Here is a 22,093-nt window from a genome sequence, read left to right on the forward strand (position 1 = left end):
TCTACTCTTTATGCCTATTACTGCTCTGACTGACGCGTTTGACCCTATTAACCAGCAGTTGTTTCCTATCCAAAATGCCGAGCGGCGTTGGCTAGCGCCTGTCCATGGTGCGGTTAGCAGTTTGTGGCTGGCAAGCTTGGTTCAAACGCCTATGTGGAATGTTGCCGAGCGCCTAAAAGTTGTGGTGGCACGTGACCAAAACCAACTCAATCAAATAGAGACTGAGCTGGCATTTTGCGGAGTCGATGCTTACGTATTCCCGGACTGGGAAACGCTAACCTATGATGAGCTATCTCCGCATCAAGACATCGTCAGCGAACGCATCAATCTGTTGACGGATATGCCAAAAACAGGTGTGCTGCTTATTTCGATACAAGCCCTCATGCATCGCGTCGCACCGCCAAGTTGGTTAATTGGTCAGCACTTTGATTTGAGTGTCGGTGATCGATTTGATATCAATACCCAACGCGGGCTACTGGCAAAGGCTGGTTACCGCGCTGTTGAAAATGTCTTTGAACCAGGTGAGTTTGCAGTACGTGGCAGTATTATTGATATTTTTGCCATGGGTCAACCTTTTCCGCTACGTTTAGACTTGTTCGATGATGAAATCGAAACGATTCGCTTTTTTCATCCTCAAACGCAGCGTACATTGACTGCCGATGATTTGAAGGCGATGTTAACGGGCAACGATACCAGTATGGCAAAAGAGTCATTGTCACTACTGCACAAAATGCCAGATATCTCTAAACCTATTGACCAATTTCAAATCTTGCCCGCAAAAGAGTTTCCGCTCGATGAAGGGCGTGAGACGTTCCGCACAAACTTTGCCGCGATGTTCCCTAATACCAGTAGTCGCAAGTCTGAGCTGCACAAAGACGTGATGGCAGGGATTGCAAGTAGTGGATTAGAGTACTATCAGCCGCTATTTTTTAACTTAAAAGATTGGGAAGCAGAGAGTAGCTTATTTTCCTATTTACCAAGTGATGCATTGTTTATCACCGATGAATTAATCAATGAAAAACAAGCTGATTACTGGTCACAAATTCAGCGCCGCTACGAAGAGCGTCGCCATGACATTGATAAGCCTATCGTAGAGCCAGCAATGCTGTATCTATTATCTAATGTGCTTAATGAACAGCTCAATCAATATCCACGAGTTATATTGAGTGCTCGTGATGAACTGGCTACGATGAATGATGTGGCAGTGCCAGAAAGTATAGATGCCTCACAAATACCATTGCCATTGAGTGTCACTAAACAACAAGGACTGGTGACATTAAGTGCTCAAGAGCCGCCACAATTAGCAGTCAATCATCAAAAGTCTGAACCATTATCAGAATTGCTCAACTTCTTGAATACGCAATTAGAGACTTCAACACCTGTACTAATCGTTGCAGAGACTGCAGGCCGTCGTGAGATTCTCATTGAACTGTTCAAGGGCAAGATTGATATCAAGGCGTATGATAGCTTTGAGACCTTTCTAGCTGCAGATAAAACCAGCGCTATTAATAACAGTCATCTACCACATGTCGGTCTGACCGTAGCGCCAATTGAGCGCGGTGTCTATGTGCCTGAACGTTTGGTGTTGATTAGCGAGACACAGCTGTTTGGTCGTCAAGTCTTACAGACACGCCGTCGTCGCCAAAGCGGTGTATCAGAAGAGTTCTTGGTTAAAAGCGTCACTGAGATAACAGATGGCAGTCCAGTGGTGCATATTGAGCATGGTATTGGTCGTTATAATGGCTTGATTACCTTAGATGTGGGCGATGGTGAGCAAGAATTTATCCATTTAAAATATTCTGATGACGCTAGTATCTATGTGCCAGTTGCCAATTTGCAAATGATTAGTCGCTATAGTGGCGGTGATCCTGCCTTAGCACCGCTACATAAGATTGGTAGTGGTAAATGGGACCGAGCCAAGCAAAAAGCATTAGAGCAAATTCATGACGTTGCTGCTGAATTGCTCAATATGCAGGCAAGACGTGAGGCCAAAGTTGGCATTCATTTCAAAATAGACCCATCACAGTATGAGCTATTCGCTAGCCAGTTTGCCTTTGAAGAAACCGCCGACCAAGCCAATGCTATTCATGCAGTAATGGAAGACATGAGACAAAACCAGCCTATGGATCGTCTCATTTGCGGCGACGTCGGTTTTGGTAAAACAGAAGTCGCGATGCGAGCCGCCTTTATTGCCGTTAGTGCTGGTTATCAGGTTGCCGTATTGGTGCCTACTACGTTGCTTGCCGGTCAGCATGAAGACAATTTCCGCGATCGTTTTGCCGACTGGCCAGTCCGTATCGAGAGCTTATCGCGCTTTGGCGGCAAAAAACATCAAGAAATGGTATTGGCTGATTTGGCTGCTGGCAAAGTGGACATCGTCATTGGTACCCATAAACTACTACAACCAGATGTGAAGTTTGCCAACCTTGGCCTGATGATTGTTGATGAAGAGCATCGCTTTGGAGTGCGTCATAAAGAGCGTATTAAGGCCATTCAAACAGATGTGGATAGCATGTCTATGACGGCAACTCCGATCCCTAGAACGCTTAATATGGCGCTCTCAGGTATGCGCGATATGTCGATTATCGCCACACCGCCTGCCCGTCGTCTTGCCATCAAAACTTTTGTGATGCAAAAGACAGAAGCCCTGATGAAAGAAGCCATATTGCGTGAGTTATTACGTGGTGGGCAGGTCTATCTGCTACACAATGATGTTGCCAGTATTGAGCGCATGGCAGAGACTATTCGTGACCTAGTGCCAGAAGCACGAGTAGGAGTAGCTCATGGGCAAATGCAAGAGCGCCAACTTGAGCAGATCATGCAGCAGTTTTATCATAAAAAATTCAACGTGTTGGTTTGCTCTACCATTATCGAGACAGGTATTGATGTGCCCAATGCCAATACGATTATCATTGAGCGCGCTGATAAGTTTGGTCTTGCGCAATTACATCAGCTGCGCGGCCGAGTAGGACGTAGTCATCATCAAGCGTATTGTTACTTACTAGTGCCTTCTCTGAAAGGCCTCAAAGGTGATGCCAAGCGCCGTTTGCATGCGATTGAGCGTGCCAATACTTTAGGTGCAGGCTTTATGCTGGCAAGTGAGGATTTAGAGATTCGCGGTGCAGGGGAGATATTGGGTAAGCAGCAGAGTGGCAATATGCAGGCGATTGGTTTTAGCTTGTACATGGATATGCTTGAGCGGGCGACTAAAGCCATTAAAGCTGGCAAGGAGCCTGATTTAAATACACCATTGTCGCTAACCAGTGAAATCAACTTACACAGCTCTGCCCTCATTCCAGAGGAATATCTACATGACGTGCATCAGCGCTTATTGTTTTACAAACGTATTAGTAATACCGATGATAAAGAAGCATTAACGGATATTCGTACGGAGATGATAGACCGCTTCGGTGCACTGCCAGATCAAACCAAGCAGCTATTCGCTATTCATGGATTACGCTTACAAGCAGAGCCGCTTAAGATTAACAAAATTGATGCCAATAGTAGTAGTATGACGCTGGAATTTGCGCCAGATACTCCAGTTGATGCGTTAGCGATTATTAAGTTGATCCAATCAAATGGCCAGCATTATCGTATGAATGGCGCATCTGGTATCCGTTACCAAAATAGCGATAAATTGGCCACACCGCAACAGCGTGTGACGGTCATACAAGAGCTGCTGCGCTATTTTAGCGAGCACATGGTGACAGAGCCTGCTTAGTACATAGCTGGATATCAAGTAGGCTAGGTAGTCATACTAAGGCAATAAATCATGGTGCTATTTTATCAACCCGATAACTGATAAAATAGCCAAACTAACTTTTTAACCTTCTGTATTTTATTTGCATTAAACAACAAGAGAACCGTCATTATGTTCCAACTTCATCATAAACTTGCTGCTGATAGTTTTTTAGTGGGGGATTTTCCATTATCCACTTGTCGTTTAATCAATGACTGCCAATTTCCTTGGCTTATATTAGTGCCACGTGTATCCGGTATCAAAGAGTTATATGAGCTGTCTGAGGCAGATCAAACACAGTTCTTACGAGAGTCCAGCTGGTTGTCGAGCCAGTTAGCCAAAACCTTTCAAGCTGATAAAATGAATGTAGCCGCTCTTGGTAATCAAGTGCCACAACTTCACTTTCATCACATTGTCCGTTACCAAAATGATATGCAATGGCCAAACCCAGTATGGGGTGTGCCAGCTGTCCCATATACTAAAGAAGTATTGGCGCAAATGCAGCAAACATTGATGATGGCGCTACGTGGTCATCACCAAATGCCATTTGATTGGCAAATGTAATTATTATTCCAATCTGTCTTCAATAAGAATAGATTGCACCTTAATTTTATAGGTAAAAAGAGAGGTCAGATACTTAAATGTATCTGACCTCTCTTTTTATTTAAATTTGGATAAAAACTGTAAAACAGTGAATAAACTAGACAAAAGGTCGCCTTATAGTCATCAGTAACCTTGTTTAAACTCATTTCAAAAGTATAATATATTATTAGATATATCTTATGATAAATCGTCATAAGGACAAATAACGTACATATGTTAGTGTAGTATGCCTTTGTCTCTCAGATAGCTCACCTTATTCAAGTGAATCTCATATGACCTTCTCAGAGACATTTAAACCAATGACGCCGTTAAAGGATACTGGGACATGTCGTTTTGACTATCCAGAAGTGTTCGTGTTAATACTGACGGTTGTGTTGCGTGCTATATACTACGACTTCCGCTCTATCTCAATGGCACTATTGGTTATTATTACATTGCCAAGCCTCATGATCCTGATATACAACTACCGACGCCAGACCAGCTTTTGGACGTCTAATATCGTTATTATTCTATTATCGGTTGTCATCGGCTCACTACAATGCTGTACGGTCATATCAATCAGCTTGGCTGCTTTGATTGGTGTACGTATCATTCTTAGCCGACCTGAGAATCACCTCAGACTGTTATCTGTATCTGTAGTGACTATCATTGTGTTCTTCTACGTTAGCACAGTCTTAAATGCAGATAGCATGGACTTTGATGAAGGCTTATTACCATTGATAGTAATGGTGGCAAGTTTAGGCGTTATTTTGTATCAGTTCAGGCGTATCTATCAGCAGCATATTACTTTTAAAGCACGTGCCCATCAGGCTGGTGGACGCCTGAATACCATGGTATCAGTGATCAATAAATTGACTCGATTTGTACCACCACAAATTTGGGAGCCTATTGTCAAATCGGATAGCCCCGTTAGTGTCTCTAATAAACGCGCAAAAATAACTATCATGTTTTCGGATATTGTTGGCTTTACCGAGCTGTCTGATAGTCTAAGCTCTGATAATTTGGCAGATATTCTCAATACTTATATGCATTGCATGACGTCGATCGCTGACAAACATGGTGCAGTGCTTGATAAGTTTATTGGTGATGGCATGGTATGTTTTTTTGGTGAACCTAATAGCCGCGGCTCGCGTCAAGATGCACTAGATTGTGTAGCGATGGCAATTGATATGCGCCGAGAAATGCGCACCTTACGCCAGAAATGGCGGTTGATGGGGTTTGAAGGCTTATATATACGTGTTGGTATCACAACTGGCTACTGCCACGTTGGTAATTTTGGTAGTAATAGTCGATTAAGCTATACCATCATTGGTAAAGAAGCCAACCTAGCTTCTAGGCTTGAGTCCTGTGCGGGCAAAGATCAGATATTGGTCAGTGAAAGCACTTACGATTATATTTGCCATAACTATGAGTGCGAGCACGTTGCCGCATTTTGCTTGAAAGGTATTGATGAAAAGGTCGATGCATGGCAAGTACTCGATCCTAGTGCCAGTACAGGTCATTTATCTAAATGGGTCGACCACACATTACCTGGTTTCAATTTGCATTTGAATTTTAAAGATATGAAAGACAATGATTATCAAGATATTAGAGCTCGTTTAAATTTTGCGCTGGAACGCATAGAGCAAGAGGAAGAAAAAGTAGTAAAGGACATAGCAGCAGAAAGTAAGCGTGAGAATGCCAATCGCAAGTAAGCGTTAAGCATTTCAAGCTTAATATATTAAAATTATATATAGAAAAAGGCCAACTATCATATAGCTGGCCTTTTTTAATCTTAACTAGAAAGTATCTTCAGTGTTTAATGATTTTCTTTAGCATGGTTGAGGGTATATTTAGGAACTTCGATAGTCAAATCCTCATCATCAAGCATGACCTGACAAGATAAACGTGAATCAGGCTCTAGCCCCCAAGCACGATCAAGTAGATCCGCCTCGATATCATCCATCTCATCTAAACTGTTGAAACCCTTACGTACTACAACATGGCATGTGGTACAAGCTTTTGACATCTCACAGGCATGCTCAATTTTAATGCCTTTTTCTAATAGTGCTTTGCATAAGTTTTCACCAACTTGTAGCTCAACTTCTGCGCCTTCAGGGCAAATTTCGTGGTGGGGTAGTACGGTAACTTTTGGCATAAATTATCTGTCCGATGCTAATCAATTTAAAAAATATTAGAAGTTAGCTTAACGTGTCAGTTAAGCGATATATGTCGATGTATTTATTACCAGTCTTTGGCACTAGTACCGGCCATACTGGTCTTGACGCTTTGATTCATAATACGTGCAGCAAAGGCATCACTATGCGGCTTGAGCTGAGCTTGTTTTGCTTCAATAAGCGCTAAGTCATCAGTACTAAGAGAGTTACGTAGCGCTTGTATATGCTCTGATAGTGATTGTTGTTCTTCGACAGAGAGTAATGCTACAAATTCGTTAAGTGCAGACTCTAGGGCAAGTACTTCACGTTCCGCTTCTACTTTGGTCTCAATTAAAGAACGCGCGTTTTTGTCTTCTTCTGCGTGTTTAAACCCTGCCACCAGCAACTGTTCTTTCTGCTCATCTGATAGACCATAAGAAGGCACAATCTCGATTTTGCTTTCTGTTTTGGTCGTAGTTTCTTGTGCACTGACAGTAAGCTGACCATTAGCGTCGATGCTAAAGGTAACTTCGATACGAGCAAACCCAGCTTTCATTGGCGGGATGCCATACAGCTCAAAACGTCCAAGTGAGCGACAGTTTTCTACCGTCTCACGCTCACCTTGCACCACGTGAATCACCATGCCAGTTTGACCATCTTGATAAGTGGTAAACACTTGACGTTTCTTCACAGGGATAGGCGTGTTACGTGGGATAAGTACTTCGACCAAACCGCCCATGGTCTCAAGACCTAATGATAATGGCGTCACGTCCAATAACAATAAATTGTTGTCACTATCACCATTAACCAATTGATGAGCAGTTTGGGCAGCACCTAAAGCAACCACCTCATCTGGATTCAGACGGCAAAGTGGCTGCTTAGCAAAAAATTCAGTCACGACTTGCTGTACTGCAGGCATACGAGTTGAGCCGCCCACTAAGATGACTTCATCTAGATCTGTAGTAGACAGCTTGGCATCGCGTAGAACTTGTTCGCACACACTGAGCGTACGGCGACTAACAGGCTCTACAATCGTTAGCACATCTGTACGGCTTAATACGCCTTGATAAGACTGACCATTGACAGTGACATTGATGTCCACTTGCTCAGCGTCAGTCAATGCTTGTTTATAAGCTTTGGCTTGTTGAGCTAGTATTGATTTGTCATGCAGGCTTACGTCTTTTGGATCGATATTTAATTGTTTAATAATCCAATTGGTAATAAGACGATCGATATCATCGCCGCCTAATGCGCTATTACCACCAGTTGCCAACACTTCAAAGACACCGTCGGTAAGCTTTAAAATAGAGACGTCAAAAGTACCACCGCCCAAGTCATAGATTAAGTAATAGCTCTCTTTTTTACTGTCTTCTGATGATTGGTCAAGCCCATAAGCGACTGCCGCCGCTGTTGGTTCGTTTAATAAGCGAAGTACGTTGATACCCGCTGCTTGAGCGGCATCTTTGGTTGCTTGACGCTGTGCTTCATCAAAATAAGCGGGTACCGTAATCACGGCACCTTCAATACTATCTGCAGGTAAGGCGCTTGCTGCACGCTGCTCAAGAGCGGCTAATATACGCGCCGATACTGCAACAGGAGAAACCTCACCTTGAGCCGTTACAAAGGCTGGCATATCATCTTTATTACCAGACAACTCATAAGGATGAGAGAATTTGATATCAGCTTGACTGCGACCCATAAAACGCTTAGCCGAGACGATCGTATTTTTTGGATCATCCGCTAAATGCGCTAGGGCGTCATAGCCAACCAATGGCGTACCAGTCGCTGGATAATAGACAACAGACGGTAATAGTGTATCTGTCGCTGAACCTGCCTCTAAGACTTGTGCCTTACCTGAACGCACCACAGCAACCAACGAGCGTGTAGTACCGAGGTCGATGCCCAAGCCAAATTTATGTTGGTGAGGTTGAGCGCTTTGATTGGGTTCAGCAATTTGCATTAAAGACATAAGGATAACTCAGAGATAAAATGAATAAGTGAAATGGAGCAAATATAGCATATGTAGTACGAGAGCTTAACGTCGGTAATCTCACTCCATGGAATACGGATTCTGACAGTTTGGCGCGCTTAGGCTCAAAGATTATACGGTATCACGGTCACTATTTTAACCAAATATATAGAATTTAGCTTATTAGTGAGAGTCATAACCACAGATGCTTAGACGTATAGGTCATCGTCATCTGAATGTGATGAATTTGCAACGTCATCAAGCCCCGTCGTCACATCGGCATTTAGCTTAACTAAAAATTTTAGCTTCTGTGTCGCATCAATCGCTGTTTGCCAATCTTGATTTTGATAAGCATTATTAAAGCGTTCAGATTGATTTGCTAGACGATTTGTAATTTGAGGATGTAATTGCTGCAAGGCTACAAGATCTTTGTCTTCGATAGCATCATCTAGATCCATACGCATCTGCATCGCATCTTCCAAAAAGTCTAAATCTGCGATTGAGTGCTCTATATTTTGTGCTTGATCTGCCATGTCTAATAAATAACCAGCACGGCTATCAGGAGCGCTTAGCGTTTGATACGCTTGATTAATTAAAGCCGACGCTTTTTCAGACTGCAACTGTGCTTGAACCATATCGGTCTGATTTTTGGCAACATTATCAGGATGATAGCGTTTCTGCAACAATCGCAAACGTTGCTCTAGACTGCTTTGGTTAATTTCAAATTGTACAGGCTGCTCAAATAGGGCAAAGAAGTTATCAAACTGTGGTTCTGAAGTAATATCTGTCATAATCTGATGCCTTGCTTTTTTATTTATTTTGAAGTCATGACCTAGCTAAGAATATCTGAATCGCTTGGCTACTCAACTACATTAGCCATTTTTCATAGCGATAGCAGAGATACTGCACTATTCTTATGAAAGTTTATTGAAGCATAAATATATCAGTTTTCAACCATTGAACAATTAAACTGTGAAAGACTCACCGCAACCACATTCACCTTTCTGATTAGGGTTGGTAAATTTAAAGCCTTCGTTTAGGCCTTCTTTTTCATAATCCATCAACAAGCCGTCTAAGTACACGAGGCTTTTAGGATCAATGAAAATGCTAACGCCGCGACTTTCATAACGCGTGTCGTTTTCATCAGGGGTATCTACAAACTCTAAAACGTAAGCCAAGCCCGAGCAACCCGCTGTACGGATACCAACTCGAATGCCTTCGCCTTTGCCGCGATTGTCCAAAAAGTCTCGAACATGCTGAGCGGCGCGTTCTGTCATTTCAATCATGCCAACTCCCATTGACTATTAATCATAAATATCAATAAAAAAATCTAGATAAACTGACAACCAGAATTACAAGATTGCCAAAACAATAGGCTTACAACTATTAGAAAACAAAAGGTGACAATTACATAAGTGTCATTGTCACCTCTTTAGCGTCAGTAGCGATTACACATTGCTACTTTAGCGTTGCTAGTACAACGTAGCGCATACGCTAGCAGGTTTAGCCTAGCTTAGATCGCAGCTTCTTCTGTTGGAGCCGCTACGCCATGCTTGCCTTTATAGTCGCTAATAGCGGCTTTAATGGCGTCTTCTGCAAGTACAGAGCAATGCACTTTTACTGGTGGTAATGCTAGCTCTTGAGCGATATCGTTGTTTTTGATTTCGCCAGCTTGATCCAAGCTTTTGCCTTTTAGCCACTCAGTAACGAGCGAGCTTGAAGCAATTGCTGAACCGCAGCCATAAGTCTTGAAACGTGCATCTTCGATAATACCATTATCGTCGACTTGGATTTGTAGACGCATTACATCGCCACATGCTGGGGCACCGACCATACCGGTACCGACGTTTTTGGCGTTTTTATCAAGATTACCAACGTTGCGTGGGTTTTCGTAATGATCAATAACTTGGTCACTATAGGCCATGGGGTTTTCTCCTAGTTAGATGATGAGTAGTCGTTTATCAACTTTAAGTGTCTAACTACTCATCGATAATTGGGGTCAAACGCTTAATTTAATTGTCTGATCAATCGTTTAATAAATATATTGCTAGCTATACTAAAAAGCTATATTAGAAATTAATGCTCAGCCCACTCGACTGAGTTTAGATCAACACCTTCTTGGTACATATCCCAAAGTGGTGATAGAGCACGTAATTTGTCAACAGCTTCGTGCATCTGTTTGATAACAGTATCGATGTCTTCATCAGTGGTATAACGGCCGAAGCTGAAACGGATTGAGCTATGTGCCAATTCATCTGGGCGACCGATTGCACGTAGTACATATGATGGCTCAAGCGTTGCTGACGTACAGGCTGAACCTGATGATACAGCTAAGTCTTTAAGTGACATCATCAATGACTCGCCTTCAACGAAGTTAAAGCTGATGTTTACAATGTTTGGTACGCTATTCTCAAGATCACCGTTTAAGTAAATCTCTTCGATATCTTGTAGACCATCCCAAAGCTTTTGACGTAGTTTGGCTGCATGTGCATGGTCAGCTTCGTAGCTTTCATTAGCTAAAGCAAATGCTGCGCCTAGACCAACGATTTGATGCGTTGGTAGAGTACCTGAACGCATACCGCGCTCATGACCACCGCCATGTTGCTCAGCTTTCAAGCGAATACGTGGCTTACGACGAACAAACAATGCGCCGATACCTTTAGGGCCGTATGCTTTATGACCTGAGAAGCTCATCAAATCAATTTTCATTTCTTCAAGATTGATTTTTACTTTGCCAACAGACTGTGCGCCATCAACATGGAAAACTACGCCAGCTTCGCGAGTGATTTCACCAATCGCTGCAACATCAGTAATAGTACCAAGCTCATTATTTACCATCATAAGTGATACTAAAATCGTATCATCACGTAGTGCTTCTTTTACTTGCTCTGGCAGGATAAGACCTGTGCTTGGCTGTGGCTCAAGATACGTAATCTCAAAACCTTCTTGCTCAAGCTCACGGCAGGTATCTAATACAGCTTTGTGCTCAATTTTACTGGTAATGATATGTTTGCCACGAGACTGATAAAAATGTGCTGCACCTTTAATGGCTAGGTTGTCAGACTCAGTTGCGCCAGAAGTAAAGACGATTTCGCGTGGATCAGCGTTGATTACTTCAGCCACTTGACCGCGAGCAGTTTCTACTGCTTCTTCCGCTTGCCAGCCGTAACCATGTGAGCGTGAAGCTGGGTTACCAAAGACACCATCTACAGTCAAATACTCGCTCATTTTAGCAGCTACTGATTTAGCAACTGGGGTAGTGGCGGCATAATCTAAGTATATAAGGTTGTTATGTTGGCTCATGCTGGGTTTGCCTCGCTGTTCGATAGAGTAATAGTATTAATGTCTTTTATGGAAATATCTTTTGTAGAGGTGTGCTGACGCTCTGAGACTGACTGCACGTTTTCCATATCTAATAATTGCGCTAATGTTATATTTTTCAAGTACTGTTCGATATGATTCGACAGTGCACACCACAGATCGTGAGTTAGGCACATTGTACCACCTTGACAGTCACCGCGTCCTTCACACTGCATCGCGTTTACTGACTCATCAACCGCAGATATGATGCTCATCACATCTATCTCATTCAAGGGCTTAGCTAGGTGATAACCACCTGCAGCACCGCGAATACTCGTGACAAGGCCGCGTTTGCGGAGCTTAGAAAATAACTGTTCAAGATACGAGATTGAAATCGATTGCCGTTTGGCGATATCGGATAATGATACAGCACTGTCTTGTTGGCTAGTCTGTAATGCCAAATCTAATAATGCGGTAACAGCGTATCTGCCCCGAGTAGTCAAACGCATGTGTTATCTCCAAACTTGATGTCATTTATGTTTAACAACGATCTTAGCCAAAAGTTTTAATAAGTACTCATAAAATAAAAAGAGCAACCAATAATACGCCAGCTAAGTTTTGTCTTATCGTTATTGAACAACAGATGATTAACCCGATGTGTGCAACGATTAAGGTAATTATACTTAATCCCGAGTAATTTAGTCAAGATTAAAGTGTGGTTCAATGGTTAATCAAGCTTATTGCTGTAATTGATAAAAACAATGATGTTCAGAAGAGACATATGAGTGAGACATAAGTAGCTTCATTTGTCTGCTACAGATACATTTAATGAAGTAAAAAATAAGCGTTCAATATCTATAGAAGACATTGAACGCTTATTTATAGGTAATTCAGCGAACCAAAACTAATTCATCAATAGCGCGATGATTGAACCTATCATAATGACAATTGCGACAACAGTGACAATCATCAACGTTTTTTGCTTGCTCTGAAGCTCTTTTACGGTTGTTTCAAGTTCACGGTTTTTAATGGTCAAGGTATTAATCTGTGTTTGCTGTTCTTTAATACGCAGTTTGTAGTTGTTCTTTTTTTCTTCCAAGTCAGCTTCGGTAGGTTTGGTTTTAGTCTTACCACCCTTTATCTTTTTGATCAGCCCCTGAATCAAGCTGCCAAGCCCAAGTTGCATAATAAACTGTTTGACCAGTTGTACTTGAATCGACTCACCGCGCATCTGTAGCTTTTCGGTGGTTTCGCTATCATGAGTGGTGATGGCGTTGATAACTTGAATGCTATAGGCATTGATAACTACGTCGGGCTCACTACGCCCAATCGGTAGTTGCGCATCTAATAACACGCCTTTGGTACTAAAAGTGGCAAATACTTCTACATGCGGTAAATACAGGCGAAGTGCCACCACGGTGCCTTGCTTAGCAAGCGGATAAGCGGCCTTACGCAGTTCAGGATCCAAACGTAACAATAATGTCAGCGCCGACTCGATAAATACTAAAATGATATTAAGAAAAGAGTGAGACAACGTAGAACGCTTCATGTAAGTAATCCGTTTTTTATTTAGCAAGTTTTAGATATTGAGCAAACAGAAGTCTGTATTTGCCCAAGACTTGCAGTGATATTTTGCTTATAGTAACGTCTTTATAATAAAAAGTAACGCTAGTTTCTGTAGTGGCTAAACTATTACATTACAATTTAGCAGTCAATAAAGACACTCTTATTTATGACCAGCAATATACAAACTTAATGTATAGCAATACACAGACGGCAATTGACAAATCTGCCAAAGCGTAGAAAATAGGAAAGCCAATCGTCTCAGTTATGCAGAGCCACTTATATATAAATTCCTAACGCTTTGCGTAACATTGGGTGTCAAATACGTAGTGTAGAGCACAAAAATATGTAAAATCGCTTGCGCTCCTTATGCTGCCTTGATATAAAGACGATAACAAAGAAGAACCTGTTAATGCGCCAGTTAGGTAGTTTTTATTGCGTAAGCACCATGAGAGCGTTACAATACTTGGCGTGAGCATTTATTACCCCCTTAAACTTGAAGGAAATTTTATGAATAAGTCAGAATTAATTGATAGCATCGCAGACAAAAGTGGTCTAAATAAAACCCAAGCTGGTGATGCACTAAACGCTGTTATGGAAAGTGTTGGCGAAGCGCTAGAAGCTGGCGATAGCATCTCATTAGTTGGCTTTGGTACTTTCAGTGTAAAAGATCGCAAAGCACGTACTGGTCGCAACCCTAAGACTGGCGAAGAGCTAAGCATTCCAGCAAGCAAAGTACCAAGCTTTAAAGCTGGTAAAAACTTAAAAGAGCGCTTGAACTAAGCCGCCTTTTTAAGCGTAAAATGATAGTCGGTGGTCTATAGCTGAGGTAATGAGCTAGCCATCGAAGAGAGCACCTAATATTTAGGTGCTTTTTTTATCGCTATAGTTTGTATCATGCGTCGTGAATATTTTGAGTCTGCATGAAAAATCACGTATCATAGGGCGCGCGATAGGTGTGTCATTTAAGTCAGATTTCTTTAGTAAATTTTGTTTTTTACTATAAAATGCATACGCTCTTACTCTTACCATTGCTAGTTTAGATAGCACTGATGTTGGCAGGTTGCACTTAACAGCTCCTAACAGTATTACAATGGTTTTTCATCAATATAGGTTAATAAAGCAGAGATAACTATGGATAAATTGCGCGATTTCTTAAAAAGCTGGCCAGGTCGCATTTTATTGATTTTATGCCTATCGCCGCTCGCTCTTTTGGGTGTCGAAAGCTATTTTGGCGGCAACGTCGATCCCAACCAGATTGCGCAGGTAGGTGAGGCAAGCGTAGGACTGTCCGAGTATCAAACTGCTGTCAATAGCCGTCGTTCTGAAGTGCTAGAGCAAGTCGAAGATGCTAGCTTGTTGAATGAAGATGTACTTCATGAGCAAGTATTAAAGGGTCTAATCGACCGTACGTTGTTAGAGCAGCAAGCAGGCAAGCTTGGTATGACAGTGTCTGACGACACGATCAATCGCCTACTGCGTCAAGAAGAAATATTCCAAGATGCAGAGGGTAACTTTTCAAACGATCAGTTCTCAAACTTCTTGCGTCAGCGCGGCATGACCAAAAACCAGCTATTTGCAGAATTTCGCAATCAGTTAAGCTTGGATCAATTGAACGCTAGTATCGTTGGTACTGCTGTCTACCCTATGCAAGCGGTCAGTCAATTGATTGACTTGCAACTTGAGTCGCGCAACGTTTGGGTGCATCGCTTTAATTGGCAAGACTATGCTGACAAAGTTAAGCTTAGCAAAGCAGACATTCAGTCCTACTATGATGCTAACAAAGACACACTGAAAAGTGCAGCGATGGTTGACTTGGCTTATATCCAGCTTAGCCCGCAAACTATCAAGGTTGATGAAGTAACTGCAGAAGAGTTGCAGCAGCAGTACGAAGCTTATAAGCAGAGCATTGCGGCTACTGATGAGCGTAAAGTTAGTCAGATTCTGTTTACTGGTAAAGATGCTAAGACAAGAGCGGATAAAGTGAAAGCACGTCTGAATAAAGGTGAAGCGTTTGCTGCGCTTGCTAAAGCAGAGTCGGATGATCCATCAGGTGAAACAGGTGGTAATATCGGACGCTTTAATCCGTCAGTGTTTGGCAGTGATGCAGATACTGTGCAAGAGGCACTAGAAGGGTTGAGCGTTGGTGATGTGACTGCGCCTATCAAAACCAGCTTTGGTTATCAGATATTTACGGTTACTGAAGACAATGGCAAAAAGACTCCAAGCCTAGACAGTATGCGTGAAGAGTTGACTGCAAAGGCAAAAGAGTATAAACGTCAGGAAATCTATGCTGATAAAGTGACATCAATCAATGATTTGGCGGCAGATGGTTTCAGTATCGAAGATATTGCACAGCAAGAAAACGTCAGTTTAAAGCGTATCAAAGATTATCGTAAAGTGAATAATAAGTCTGCATTGCCGCAACCAGCAGTGGTTAAACAGGCCTTTGATGAGTTTACTATTCAAGATCAAGCGGTAACGGCAGGCGTGGAAGTTGGTAACGGTACCGTATGGCTACAGCCAAGCAATTATCGTCCTACTAAGACGCTTGCTCTAGCAAATGCAACTCCAAGAATCACTCAAATACTCCGTCAGCAGAAAGCGACAGCATTAGCTTTAAAAGATGCTAAAGCATTGGCTGCTAGTATCAAGACGCCAGCTGATATAAGTAAGCAGTCGGTAAGCTTCCAAGCACTGGGTGAGATTAACCGTCAAACGACACAGCTAACGGACAAAGAGCGCGGATTGGCATTTAGCCAGCAAGCTGCTGATAATGGTGTCGTTGCGATTGCTAGTGAGACTGAAATGGGTGCAACGCTACTGGTTGGAGACCGTATTAAAACTGAGCAGCAGTCACCACTGTCTGATATGCAAAGAGCGCAAACAGCCAGTATTATCCGTGACAATTTAGGCCAAGACCAGTTGCAAGACTATTTGGACTATCTACGTATGGTGTATACGGTTGAGATTAATGAAAGCAACATGGCAAACGCACAAGGACGCTAAGTATTTGCTAATTCGTTATGCTTAGCTATTAAAAAAGCCACTGTATCGATTGATACGGTGGCTTTTTTATGGATGATGCTTTAACGATAATTATCACGAATACTATAGAAGCTGAAAATTAGTCGCAGTAATAAATACAATTGCTGTGACTAATGCCAGTCTTAAATTAATAGGTGATTGTTTAATGGCGGAAATGGCGCATACCCGTGAATACCATCGCGATACCATGCTCATTAGCAGCAGCAATAGTCTCGTCATCACGCATAGAGCCACCTGGCTGAATAATAGCAGAGATACCTACTTCAGCAGCATTATCGATGCCATCACGGAAAGGGAAGAACGCATCTGATGCCATAACAGCACCTTCAGTTGCGAGTCCAGCATGTTCTGCTTTGATAGCAGCAATACGTGCTGAGTTAACGCGGCTCATTTGGCCTGCGCCAACACCGATAGTACGTTGGCCTTTTGCATAGACAATAGCATTAGATTTAACATATTTTGCCACGTTCCAACTGAACAGTAGATCTGCCACTTGCGCTTCAGTTGGTTGTACATCAGTGACGATTTTTAGGTCGTTAGCCGTGATTAAACCAAGGTCTTGCTCTTGTACCAGTAAGCCACCGTTAACACGCTTATAGTCAAGTTGGATATCACGCTGATCTGGTGCTGGTAGCTCGCCGCATACTAATACGCGTACGTTTTTCTTAGTAGCTGTTGCTTCAAGTACACCGTCTTCGATACTAGGTGCAATGATCACTTCTACGAACTGATTGTCGATAATGGCTTTTGCCGCAGCAAGCGTTAACGGACGGTTGAATGCGATGATACCGCCAAAAGACGATTCAGGATCGGTGCTAAAAGCAGTACGATAAGCCGCTACTTGGTCATTATCAACTGCGACACCGCAAGGGTTGGCATGCTTAACGATAACGCAAGCAGGCGCGCTGAAAGCTTTAACGCACTCAAGCGCAGCATCGGTATCAGCGATATTGTTATAAGATAGTGCTTTGCCTTGTAACTGCTTAGCCGTCGCGATTGAAGCTTGTTTGCTTTTTAAAGGCTGGTTTTCAGTATAGAAAGCCGCGTTTTGATGCGGGTTTTCACCGTAGCGTAGGTCTTGTGCTTTTTCAAGCTGTACATTGAATGTGCGTGGGAAGTTTTCTGGCTCTTGAGTTTCGTTGACACGGCTACCTAAGAAGTTGGCAATCATACCATCGTACTGTGCAGTATGTTCAAACGCCTTTACTGCCAAGTCATAACGTAAAGCGGTTGTCAGTTCGGTACCACCATCTAAGGCGTTAAGTACACGGTCATAATCAGCTGGATCAGTGACGATACCCACATGAGCGTGGTTTTTCGCTGCTGAACGTACCATGGTAGGGCCGCCAATATCGATGTTTTCGATAGCGTCGTTCATAGTCACATCCGCACGTGCGATCGTTTCAGCAAACGGATATAAGTTCACGACGACCAAGTCGATACGTTCGATCGAATGATCACTCATAACTGCATCATCTGTACCGCGGCGTCCTAGAATGCCACCGTGAATCTTAGGATGTAGCGTTTTAACACGGCCATCCATCATTTCAGGAAAGCCTGTGTAATCTGATACTTCAGTCACGTCGACATTGTTTTCTGTGAGCAGACGATAAGTACCGCCAGTAGATAATAAACCAAAACCTGCTTTGAGAAGGCCTTGAGCAAACTCAACGATATTAGACTTATCGGAGACCGATAGTAGGGCAAGTGGGGTTGTACTCATAAGAAATTTTCCATAAAAAAAGCCTGACGTAAACGTCTGGCAAGGTGATGATGACAATGGTATGCCGTATCATGATAGATAAAGCGCGGAACATTTAATTGCCATACATAATGATAGTCAATGATGGGTAAGCTCATATAACAATGTTACATTAAATCATAGGTTTTCATTTTTTTGCGCAAAGTGCCTCGATTTAGGCCTAATATCTGAGCACATTTGGTTTGGTTGCCTCTTGTTTTTTCTAGGACGACAGATAAGAGAGGCTCTTCGACTTGCTTCAAAATCAGCTCATATAAATCAGTGGGCATCTCATCTCCCAGCATCGCAAAGTATTGACGTACCACACGCTCTACATGAACCCGTAGAGGTTGCTGCGCATTATTTGTATAGTTTTGACTAGCAAAATCAAAGCCGTGCGTAGGTGGTTGGTATTCGTCTTTATTATAATCGGCAAGGTGCTCAGAGCTTTTAGCAAAATGATTGGCATTATGCTGTGCATGAGGTGCCATAAAATAATATCCTTGAGATGAAGAAAAATTCTGATTGTGAAGGGTCAGAACCATAGTATATCAAATTAATATCGCCTAGCGCTGATAGATTCATCGTTATCTTGGCTATCACGGTTTAATTGAAAGTGAATTTACGGTGTGTTTTCTACTCACGCTTATCTATATATGACAACTTAATCTAATAAAGAGCGGTCATAGTAATGTCGCGAATTTGCGCACTAGCCACAGGAATAGTAAATAATAGCTGTCTATCTGTATTGGCAGCTAACTGACTTTGCTTTCCTAATAAATAATCGTTTGGATCTGCAATGAACTCTCCAATAAGCTTGTCTCTACCATAAACGCTTATTTTTACATTGGGATATAGTTGTGCTTGCGGGCTGCCGTTACTTAGAGTAGCGCCTATATCGCTAAATGTACCAGCGGTTTTAATCTGACTGCTTCTATGAAAGGTATTGCTGATGGTAAGTGCTGATAAGTCCGCACTGGGCAAGCTGCAAGCAGCGACAGAGCATATTGACTGGAGACGCTGAGCATAGGCTGGGTTTTTGACTAAATTTTCTAAGTTAAAAATAACATACTGAGCCGCGAGTAGCAGTGCTAGGACCAAACAACCTAATATCCATAATAATGATGCAATTGAACGTGTCGTTTGGGTTGGTGCAAACGGTAGCTGTGTTTTTCTTAAACGTTCGTCGGCAACAGGGTCTTCATCTTTAACGGGTACTCCCATATCAGACAGAAGCTGTGATAAGTCTGTATCATCTGGTGGTGTTTCTTCGGGTTGATTTTGTTCTTCTAATAGTTTTTGCAGCCATGTATTGTTATCAGTACTCTCAACATTGGCATGAATATCATTGGCCGCTGCCGAGCTGAGCATGTCCTGTGTTGATGAGGATGCTGATATTGTACTAGTAGATGGTTTCTTTATTGATGGATTAGGGCTTTTGATAGTTTCTTTAGAAGAGGGCGCTTTTGGTTTTTCTGTGGTTGATACGCTAGGACTGGTATTACTGGCTTGGGTTAACCATGCATCCATGCTATCTAATGAGTCATACTCTTGAACGTTCTCTTCTGGATCGTCTATATCCATATCATCATAAATTAAGTCGTCATGAATCAAAATATCAGATGATTTTTTCTTACTGATTGAAGGTGTAGGGCGATTTGGCACATTTTGAGGGTTATGCTGATTGCTACTAGTAGTCGCTTTTTGCTCGTTTGATATTGGTTGAGTTTGAGCTTTTTGTTGAGCAGGAATGTTTTTTTGTGATGTTGGCTTTTGAATGACCTCAGAATTTACCACAAGATGCTTATTGACCAAAAAACTTTGCTGGCACCGATCACAGCTGATGGTAGCATTGACTTGATTCAGTTGAGTTTGTTTAACGCTATAACAAGCTTGACAATGGGGGCATTGGGTTTTTATTGGTGTGGTCATAGAGGCGAATCCAAAAAAGTATGGTTATCAATACCGCTTAGCCACTCACCAATAGCTGCCCACAATACTCATTTTACTTATTTAATTTCGATGAATTATGGGCAAAGACAGAGTGGCGTCAAACACATAACATTTGACTGCCCTCTATCGTAACAGATGTAATTAAATGTTGCTAGCTAGTAAATGTACCTGATAAACGCTGCCAGTGTTGGTCTTCTTGCGCAGTAAAAGCATGCTTTGGATCCAATGCAAAATATGGCTGATAAGCTTCAGTGACTTGCTCAGTTTGCGATTCAATCAAACCTGCCAAAACGATACGGCCCTTTGGCGCAATCAGTGTTGCAAAGTAAGGTGCTAAACCAATAAGCGGCTTTGCTAAAATATTGGCAACGATCACTTCTACAGGCACCACATCATTTTGCGAGCAGTACTCTGTAAATTCTTCTGGTAGAAATGCCTGCAAACGATCGCCTACATTATTCCGTACCGCATTCTGATTGGTAGCAAGTACCGCCTGCGGGTCGATGTCGACTGCATATACCTGACGTGCGCCCAATAGCAAAGCAGCAATCCCTAGAATGCCTGAGCCACAACCATAATCGATAACCACTTTATCTGTTAGGTCTTGCTCTGTTAGCCAGTCTAGACATAGGCGAGTCGTAGCATGATAGCCAGTACCAAATGCCAAGCCTGGATCCATAATGATATTAGTGGCTTCAGGGTTAGGCGGCGTTAGCCAGTCAGGCACAATCCATAAGTCATTAGCACATTCGATAGGATGATAATTGCTCATCCACTCGCGTTCCCAGTCTTTATCATCAACTGCCGTTAGCCAAATACGAGTAGCCTGCACTTGTGCAGCAATTTCATGACTTAATTGCTCAACCGCTTGACGACTGCCAGCATCAGTAGTCGCATCAAATAGTCCTGTTAGTATCACCTCATCCCAAAGCGGTGATTCACCTGGAAGTGGCTCAAACAAAGGTTGATCGCCAGCATCGTCTAAAGCTATTGATAATGCGCCTGCTTCTAACAAAAGCGCTTCAGCTAAGTCGACGTTTGATTTTTCGCATTGTAAATGCAGTTGTTGCCATGCCATAAAGATAACCTTAAGCGGAAATAAAAATAAGTGTAGGTGTTAGGGGCTGCCCTAGATAAATCTACATACAATGAAATGTATGATGTATATAGAGGTTTTAAATAATGAATCTAAAATATGCAAATATCAGTTATTAGCGCAATGCTTGTTTTGCTTCATTGACTACGCGTGAGTTACCCTGAGCTTGTCCTGATTGCAATATAACTTGCCATAGTGCTCGTCTACGATTACTATCTTGAGAGACACTAAGACCGCGACGTGCCATCGCTTCTGCCTTACGAGGCTGGTTCTTTTTTAATGCTACTTGTGCCAAATAGAAGTATACCGCCGATGATTTAGGCGCTAAACGCTGCGCACGGGTAAAGCTGCTCTCGGCATTGGTTAGATTGCCCGCTTTCAATTGACTGATGCCTACTTGCATCAAATTGCGAAAGGCAGGCAGATTACTGTTGTTGCTGGCAGATTGTTGAGTACGTTGCTGCGAGTTTCTTCTAGCGTGCTCAAGTAACTCATTATGCGACGGTACTGTTGGCTCGGAGATTATATAGTCGTTACGAGAAGGCGCAATGATAACAGGATCAGGCTGCACCACTTCTGGAGCAGGAGGTGTAAATACAGGTGTCTCTTGCGTTAATGGATTTGGTGTTTCGGACTGTTCAACTGCATCGTAAGGCTCGGTTGGATAGTTGCTTTGATCATTTGCTTCCGTGATAGGCGCTTGAGCAGTTGTCGTTGATGGCACGGTCGGTTGTGATGTTGGTAATGTTTGAACAGGCGTGGTTTGCACTGTGGGCGATGTGCTAGGGGCCGTCTGACAAGCACTTAGGCTGAGCATGCCAATGATCGCGCTGCCTGCAAGTAAGGTATTGCTTGACGTAATTTTATTACGCCATAGCATTATGGTTTGTTTTACTGAAGTAGTTGTCCGTAAAGATGACACCATCATGTTAAAACCTTTTTTAAA

Annotated in this window: 18 protein-coding genes; 5 read left to right on the forward strand and 13 right to left on the reverse strand. The window is 42.5% G+C overall.

Annotation, left to right across the window (positions count from 1 at the left end; translation table 11 throughout):
- Positions 1 to 10 precede the first annotated feature (10 nt).
- The 3 genes from mfd to SJY28_RS07615 all read left to right on the forward strand — a co-directional run bounded on the left by mfd (position 11) and on the right by SJY28_RS07615 (position 6,036).
- On the forward strand, positions 11 to 3,721 hold the full coding sequence (gene mfd / locus SJY28_RS07605) for a transcription-repair coupling factor (RefSeq protein WP_379543989.1): 3,711 nt from the start codon (positions 11 to 13) through the stop codon (positions 3,719 to 3,721).
- 150 nt (positions 3,722 to 3,871) lie between these two features.
- Entirely contained in the window at positions 3,872 to 4,303 is a 432-nt protein-coding gene (locus SJY28_RS07610; RefSeq protein ID WP_057759208.1) for an HIT domain-containing protein, read from the forward strand.
- Positions 4,304 to 4,614: 311 nt separating this feature from the next.
- The gene (locus tag SJY28_RS07615; RefSeq protein WP_379543990.1) at positions 4,615 to 6,036 is read left to right on the forward strand and encodes an adenylate/guanylate cyclase domain-containing protein; all 1,422 of its coding nucleotides are present in this window, start codon (positions 4,615 to 4,617) and stop codon (positions 6,034 to 6,036) included.
- Between the two features lie 104 nt (positions 6,037 to 6,140).
- Here the strand turns inward: SJY28_RS07615 and fdx are convergent, their stop codons facing one another.
- The 8 genes from fdx to SJY28_RS07655 form a co-directional block, all read right to left on the reverse strand.
- Complete coding sequence (fdx, locus tag SJY28_RS07620; protein WP_379543991.1) at positions 6,141 to 6,479, reverse strand: ISC system 2Fe-2S type ferredoxin; 339 nt, start codon at positions 6,477 to 6,479, stop codon at positions 6,141 to 6,143.
- An 86-nt stretch (positions 6,480 to 6,565) separates the two neighbouring features.
- Complete coding sequence (gene hscA, locus SJY28_RS07625; protein ID WP_379543992.1) at positions 6,566 to 8,446, reverse strand: Fe-S protein assembly chaperone HscA; 1,881 nt, start codon at positions 8,444 to 8,446, stop codon at positions 6,566 to 6,568.
- A 209-nt stretch (positions 8,447 to 8,655) separates the two neighbouring features.
- Positions 8,656 to 9,237: a Fe-S protein assembly co-chaperone HscB gene (gene hscB, locus SJY28_RS07630; protein WP_379543993.1), complete on the reverse strand. Its 582-nt coding sequence runs from the start codon at positions 9,235 to 9,237 to the stop codon at positions 8,656 to 8,658.
- 174 nt (positions 9,238 to 9,411) lie between these two features.
- A complete protein-coding gene (gene iscA, locus SJY28_RS07635) occupies positions 9,412 to 9,732 on the reverse strand; it encodes an iron-sulfur cluster assembly protein IscA (RefSeq protein ID WP_021814983.1) in 321 nt (106 codons plus the stop codon).
- A 227-nt stretch (positions 9,733 to 9,959) separates the two neighbouring features.
- Positions 9,960 to 10,370 (reverse strand): Fe-S cluster assembly scaffold IscU, encoded by a 411-nt coding sequence (gene iscU / locus SJY28_RS07640; RefSeq protein ID WP_101206131.1) that lies wholly within the window; start codon positions 10,368 to 10,370, stop codon positions 9,960 to 9,962.
- 152 nt (positions 10,371 to 10,522) lie between these two features.
- Positions 10,523 to 11,749 carry an IscS subfamily cysteine desulfurase gene (locus tag SJY28_RS07645; RefSeq protein ID WP_057759220.1) on the reverse strand — a complete coding sequence of 409 codons (1,227 nt, stop codon included), beginning with the start codon at positions 11,747 to 11,749 and terminating at the stop codon, positions 10,523 to 10,525.
- Entirely contained in the window at positions 11,746 to 12,255 is a 510-nt protein-coding gene (locus SJY28_RS07650) for an Rrf2 family transcriptional regulator (RefSeq protein WP_057759222.1), read from the reverse strand. Before SJY28_RS07650 ends, SJY28_RS07645 begins: the two co-directional genes overlap by 4 nt.
- Positions 12,256 to 12,650: 395 nt before the next feature.
- Positions 12,651 to 13,295 (reverse strand): hypothetical protein, encoded by a 645-nt coding sequence (locus SJY28_RS07655; protein ID WP_379543994.1) that lies wholly within the window; start codon positions 13,293 to 13,295, stop codon positions 12,651 to 12,653.
- Positions 13,296 to 13,819: 524 nt separating this feature from the next.
- Between SJY28_RS07655 and SJY28_RS07660 the strand changes: the two genes are divergently transcribed.
- Together SJY28_RS07660 and SJY28_RS07665 are read left to right on the forward strand one after the other, a co-directional pair.
- Positions 13,820 to 14,092, forward strand: coding sequence for an HU family DNA-binding protein (locus SJY28_RS07660; protein ID WP_045445077.1), 273 nt, complete (start codon positions 13,820 to 13,822; stop codon positions 14,090 to 14,092).
- A gap of 351 nt (positions 14,093 to 14,443) precedes the next feature.
- The gene (locus SJY28_RS07665) at positions 14,444 to 16,318 is read left to right on the forward strand and encodes a SurA N-terminal domain-containing protein (protein WP_379543995.1); all 1,875 of its coding nucleotides are present in this window, start codon (positions 14,444 to 14,446) and stop codon (positions 16,316 to 16,318) included.
- A gap of 181 nt (positions 16,319 to 16,499) precedes the next feature.
- On the opposite strand, the gene purH is transcribed toward SJY28_RS07665, so the two are convergent.
- From purH to SJY28_RS07690, 5 genes are all read right to left on the reverse strand, one after another.
- A complete protein-coding gene (gene purH, locus SJY28_RS07670; RefSeq protein ID WP_379543996.1) occupies positions 16,500 to 18,080 on the reverse strand; it encodes a bifunctional phosphoribosylaminoimidazolecarboxamide formyltransferase/IMP cyclohydrolase in 1,581 nt (526 codons plus the stop codon).
- Between the two features lie 146 nt (positions 18,081 to 18,226).
- Entirely contained in the window at positions 18,227 to 18,589 is a 363-nt protein-coding gene (fis, locus tag SJY28_RS07675) for a DNA-binding transcriptional regulator Fis (protein ID WP_379543997.1), read from the reverse strand.
- Positions 18,590 to 18,767: 178 nt separating this feature from the next.
- Positions 18,768 to 20,030 (reverse strand): DUF3426 domain-containing protein, encoded by a 1,263-nt coding sequence (locus tag SJY28_RS07680; protein WP_379543998.1) that lies wholly within the window; start codon positions 20,028 to 20,030, stop codon positions 18,768 to 18,770.
- A gap of 172 nt (positions 20,031 to 20,202) precedes the next feature.
- Complete coding sequence (prmA, locus tag SJY28_RS07685; RefSeq protein WP_379543999.1) at positions 20,203 to 21,129, reverse strand: 50S ribosomal protein L11 methyltransferase; 927 nt, start codon at positions 21,127 to 21,129, stop codon at positions 20,203 to 20,205.
- A gap of 133 nt (positions 21,130 to 21,262) precedes the next feature.
- Entirely contained in the window at positions 21,263 to 22,075 is an 813-nt protein-coding gene (locus SJY28_RS07690) for a tetratricopeptide repeat protein (protein ID WP_379544000.1), read from the reverse strand.
- Positions 22,076 to 22,093: the final 18 nt, after the last annotated feature.

Origin of the sequence: Psychrobacter sp. R86515 (genome assembly GCF_042466315.1) — a bacterium.
Taxonomy (GTDB): Bacteria; Pseudomonadota; Gammaproteobacteria; order Pseudomonadales; family Moraxellaceae; genus Psychrobacter.

Excerpts from the sequence above, each read along its gene's own strand:
- SJY28_RS07690 (WP_379544000.1), bottom strand. The coding sequence starts at position 22,075 with ATGATGGTGTCATCTTTACGGACAACTACTTCAGTAAAACAAACCATA.
- fis (WP_379543997.1), bottom strand. The coding sequence starts at position 18,589 with ATGGCACCTCATGCACAGCATAATGCCAATCATTTTGCTAAAAGCTCT.
- purH (WP_379543996.1), bottom strand. The coding sequence starts at position 18,080 with ATGAGTACAACCCCACTTGCCCTACTATCGGTCTCCGATAAGTCTAAT.
- SJY28_RS07645 (WP_057759220.1), bottom strand. The coding sequence starts at position 11,749 with ATGAGCCAACATAACAACCTTATATACTTAGATTATGCCGCCACTACC.
- SJY28_RS07660 (WP_045445077.1), top strand. The coding sequence starts at position 13,820 with ATGAATAAGTCAGAATTAATTGATAGCATCGCAGACAAAAGTGGTCTA.
- SJY28_RS07680 (WP_379543998.1), bottom strand. The coding sequence starts at position 20,030 with ATGACCACACCAATAAAAACCCAATGCCCCCATTGTCAAGCTTGTTAT.
- fdx (WP_379543991.1), bottom strand. The coding sequence starts at position 6,479 with ATGCCAAAAGTTACCGTACTACCCCACCACGAAATTTGCCCTGAAGGC.
- SJY28_RS07615 (WP_379543990.1), top strand. The coding sequence starts at position 4,615 with ATGACCTTCTCAGAGACATTTAAACCAATGACGCCGTTAAAGGATACT.
- iscA (WP_021814983.1), bottom strand. The coding sequence starts at position 9,732 with ATGATTGAAATGACAGAACGCGCCGCTCAGCATGTTCGAGACTTTTTG.
- SJY28_RS07650 (WP_057759222.1), bottom strand. The coding sequence starts at position 12,255 with ATGCGTTTGACTACTCGGGGCAGATACGCTGTTACCGCATTATTAGAT.
- SJY28_RS07665 (WP_379543995.1), top strand. The coding sequence starts at position 14,444 with ATGGATAAATTGCGCGATTTCTTAAAAAGCTGGCCAGGTCGCATTTTA.
- hscA (WP_379543992.1), bottom strand. The coding sequence starts at position 8,446 with ATGTCTTTAATGCAAATTGCTGAACCCAATCAAAGCGCTCAACCTCAC.
- hscB (WP_379543993.1), bottom strand. The coding sequence starts at position 9,237 with ATGACAGATATTACTTCAGAACCACAGTTTGATAACTTCTTTGCCCTA.
- iscU (WP_101206131.1), bottom strand. The coding sequence starts at position 10,370 with ATGGCCTATAGTGACCAAGTTATTGATCATTACGAAAACCCACGCAAC.
- SJY28_RS07610 (WP_057759208.1), top strand. The coding sequence starts at position 3,872 with ATGTTCCAACTTCATCATAAACTTGCTGCTGATAGTTTTTTAGTGGGG.
- SJY28_RS07655 (WP_379543994.1), bottom strand. The coding sequence starts at position 13,295 with ATGAAGCGTTCTACGTTGTCTCACTCTTTTCTTAATATCATTTTAGTA.
- mfd (WP_379543989.1), top strand. The coding sequence starts at position 11 with ATGCCTATTACTGCTCTGACTGACGCGTTTGACCCTATTAACCAGCAG.
- prmA (WP_379543999.1), bottom strand. The coding sequence starts at position 21,129 with ATGGCATGGCAACAACTGCATTTACAATGCGAAAAATCAAACGTCGAC.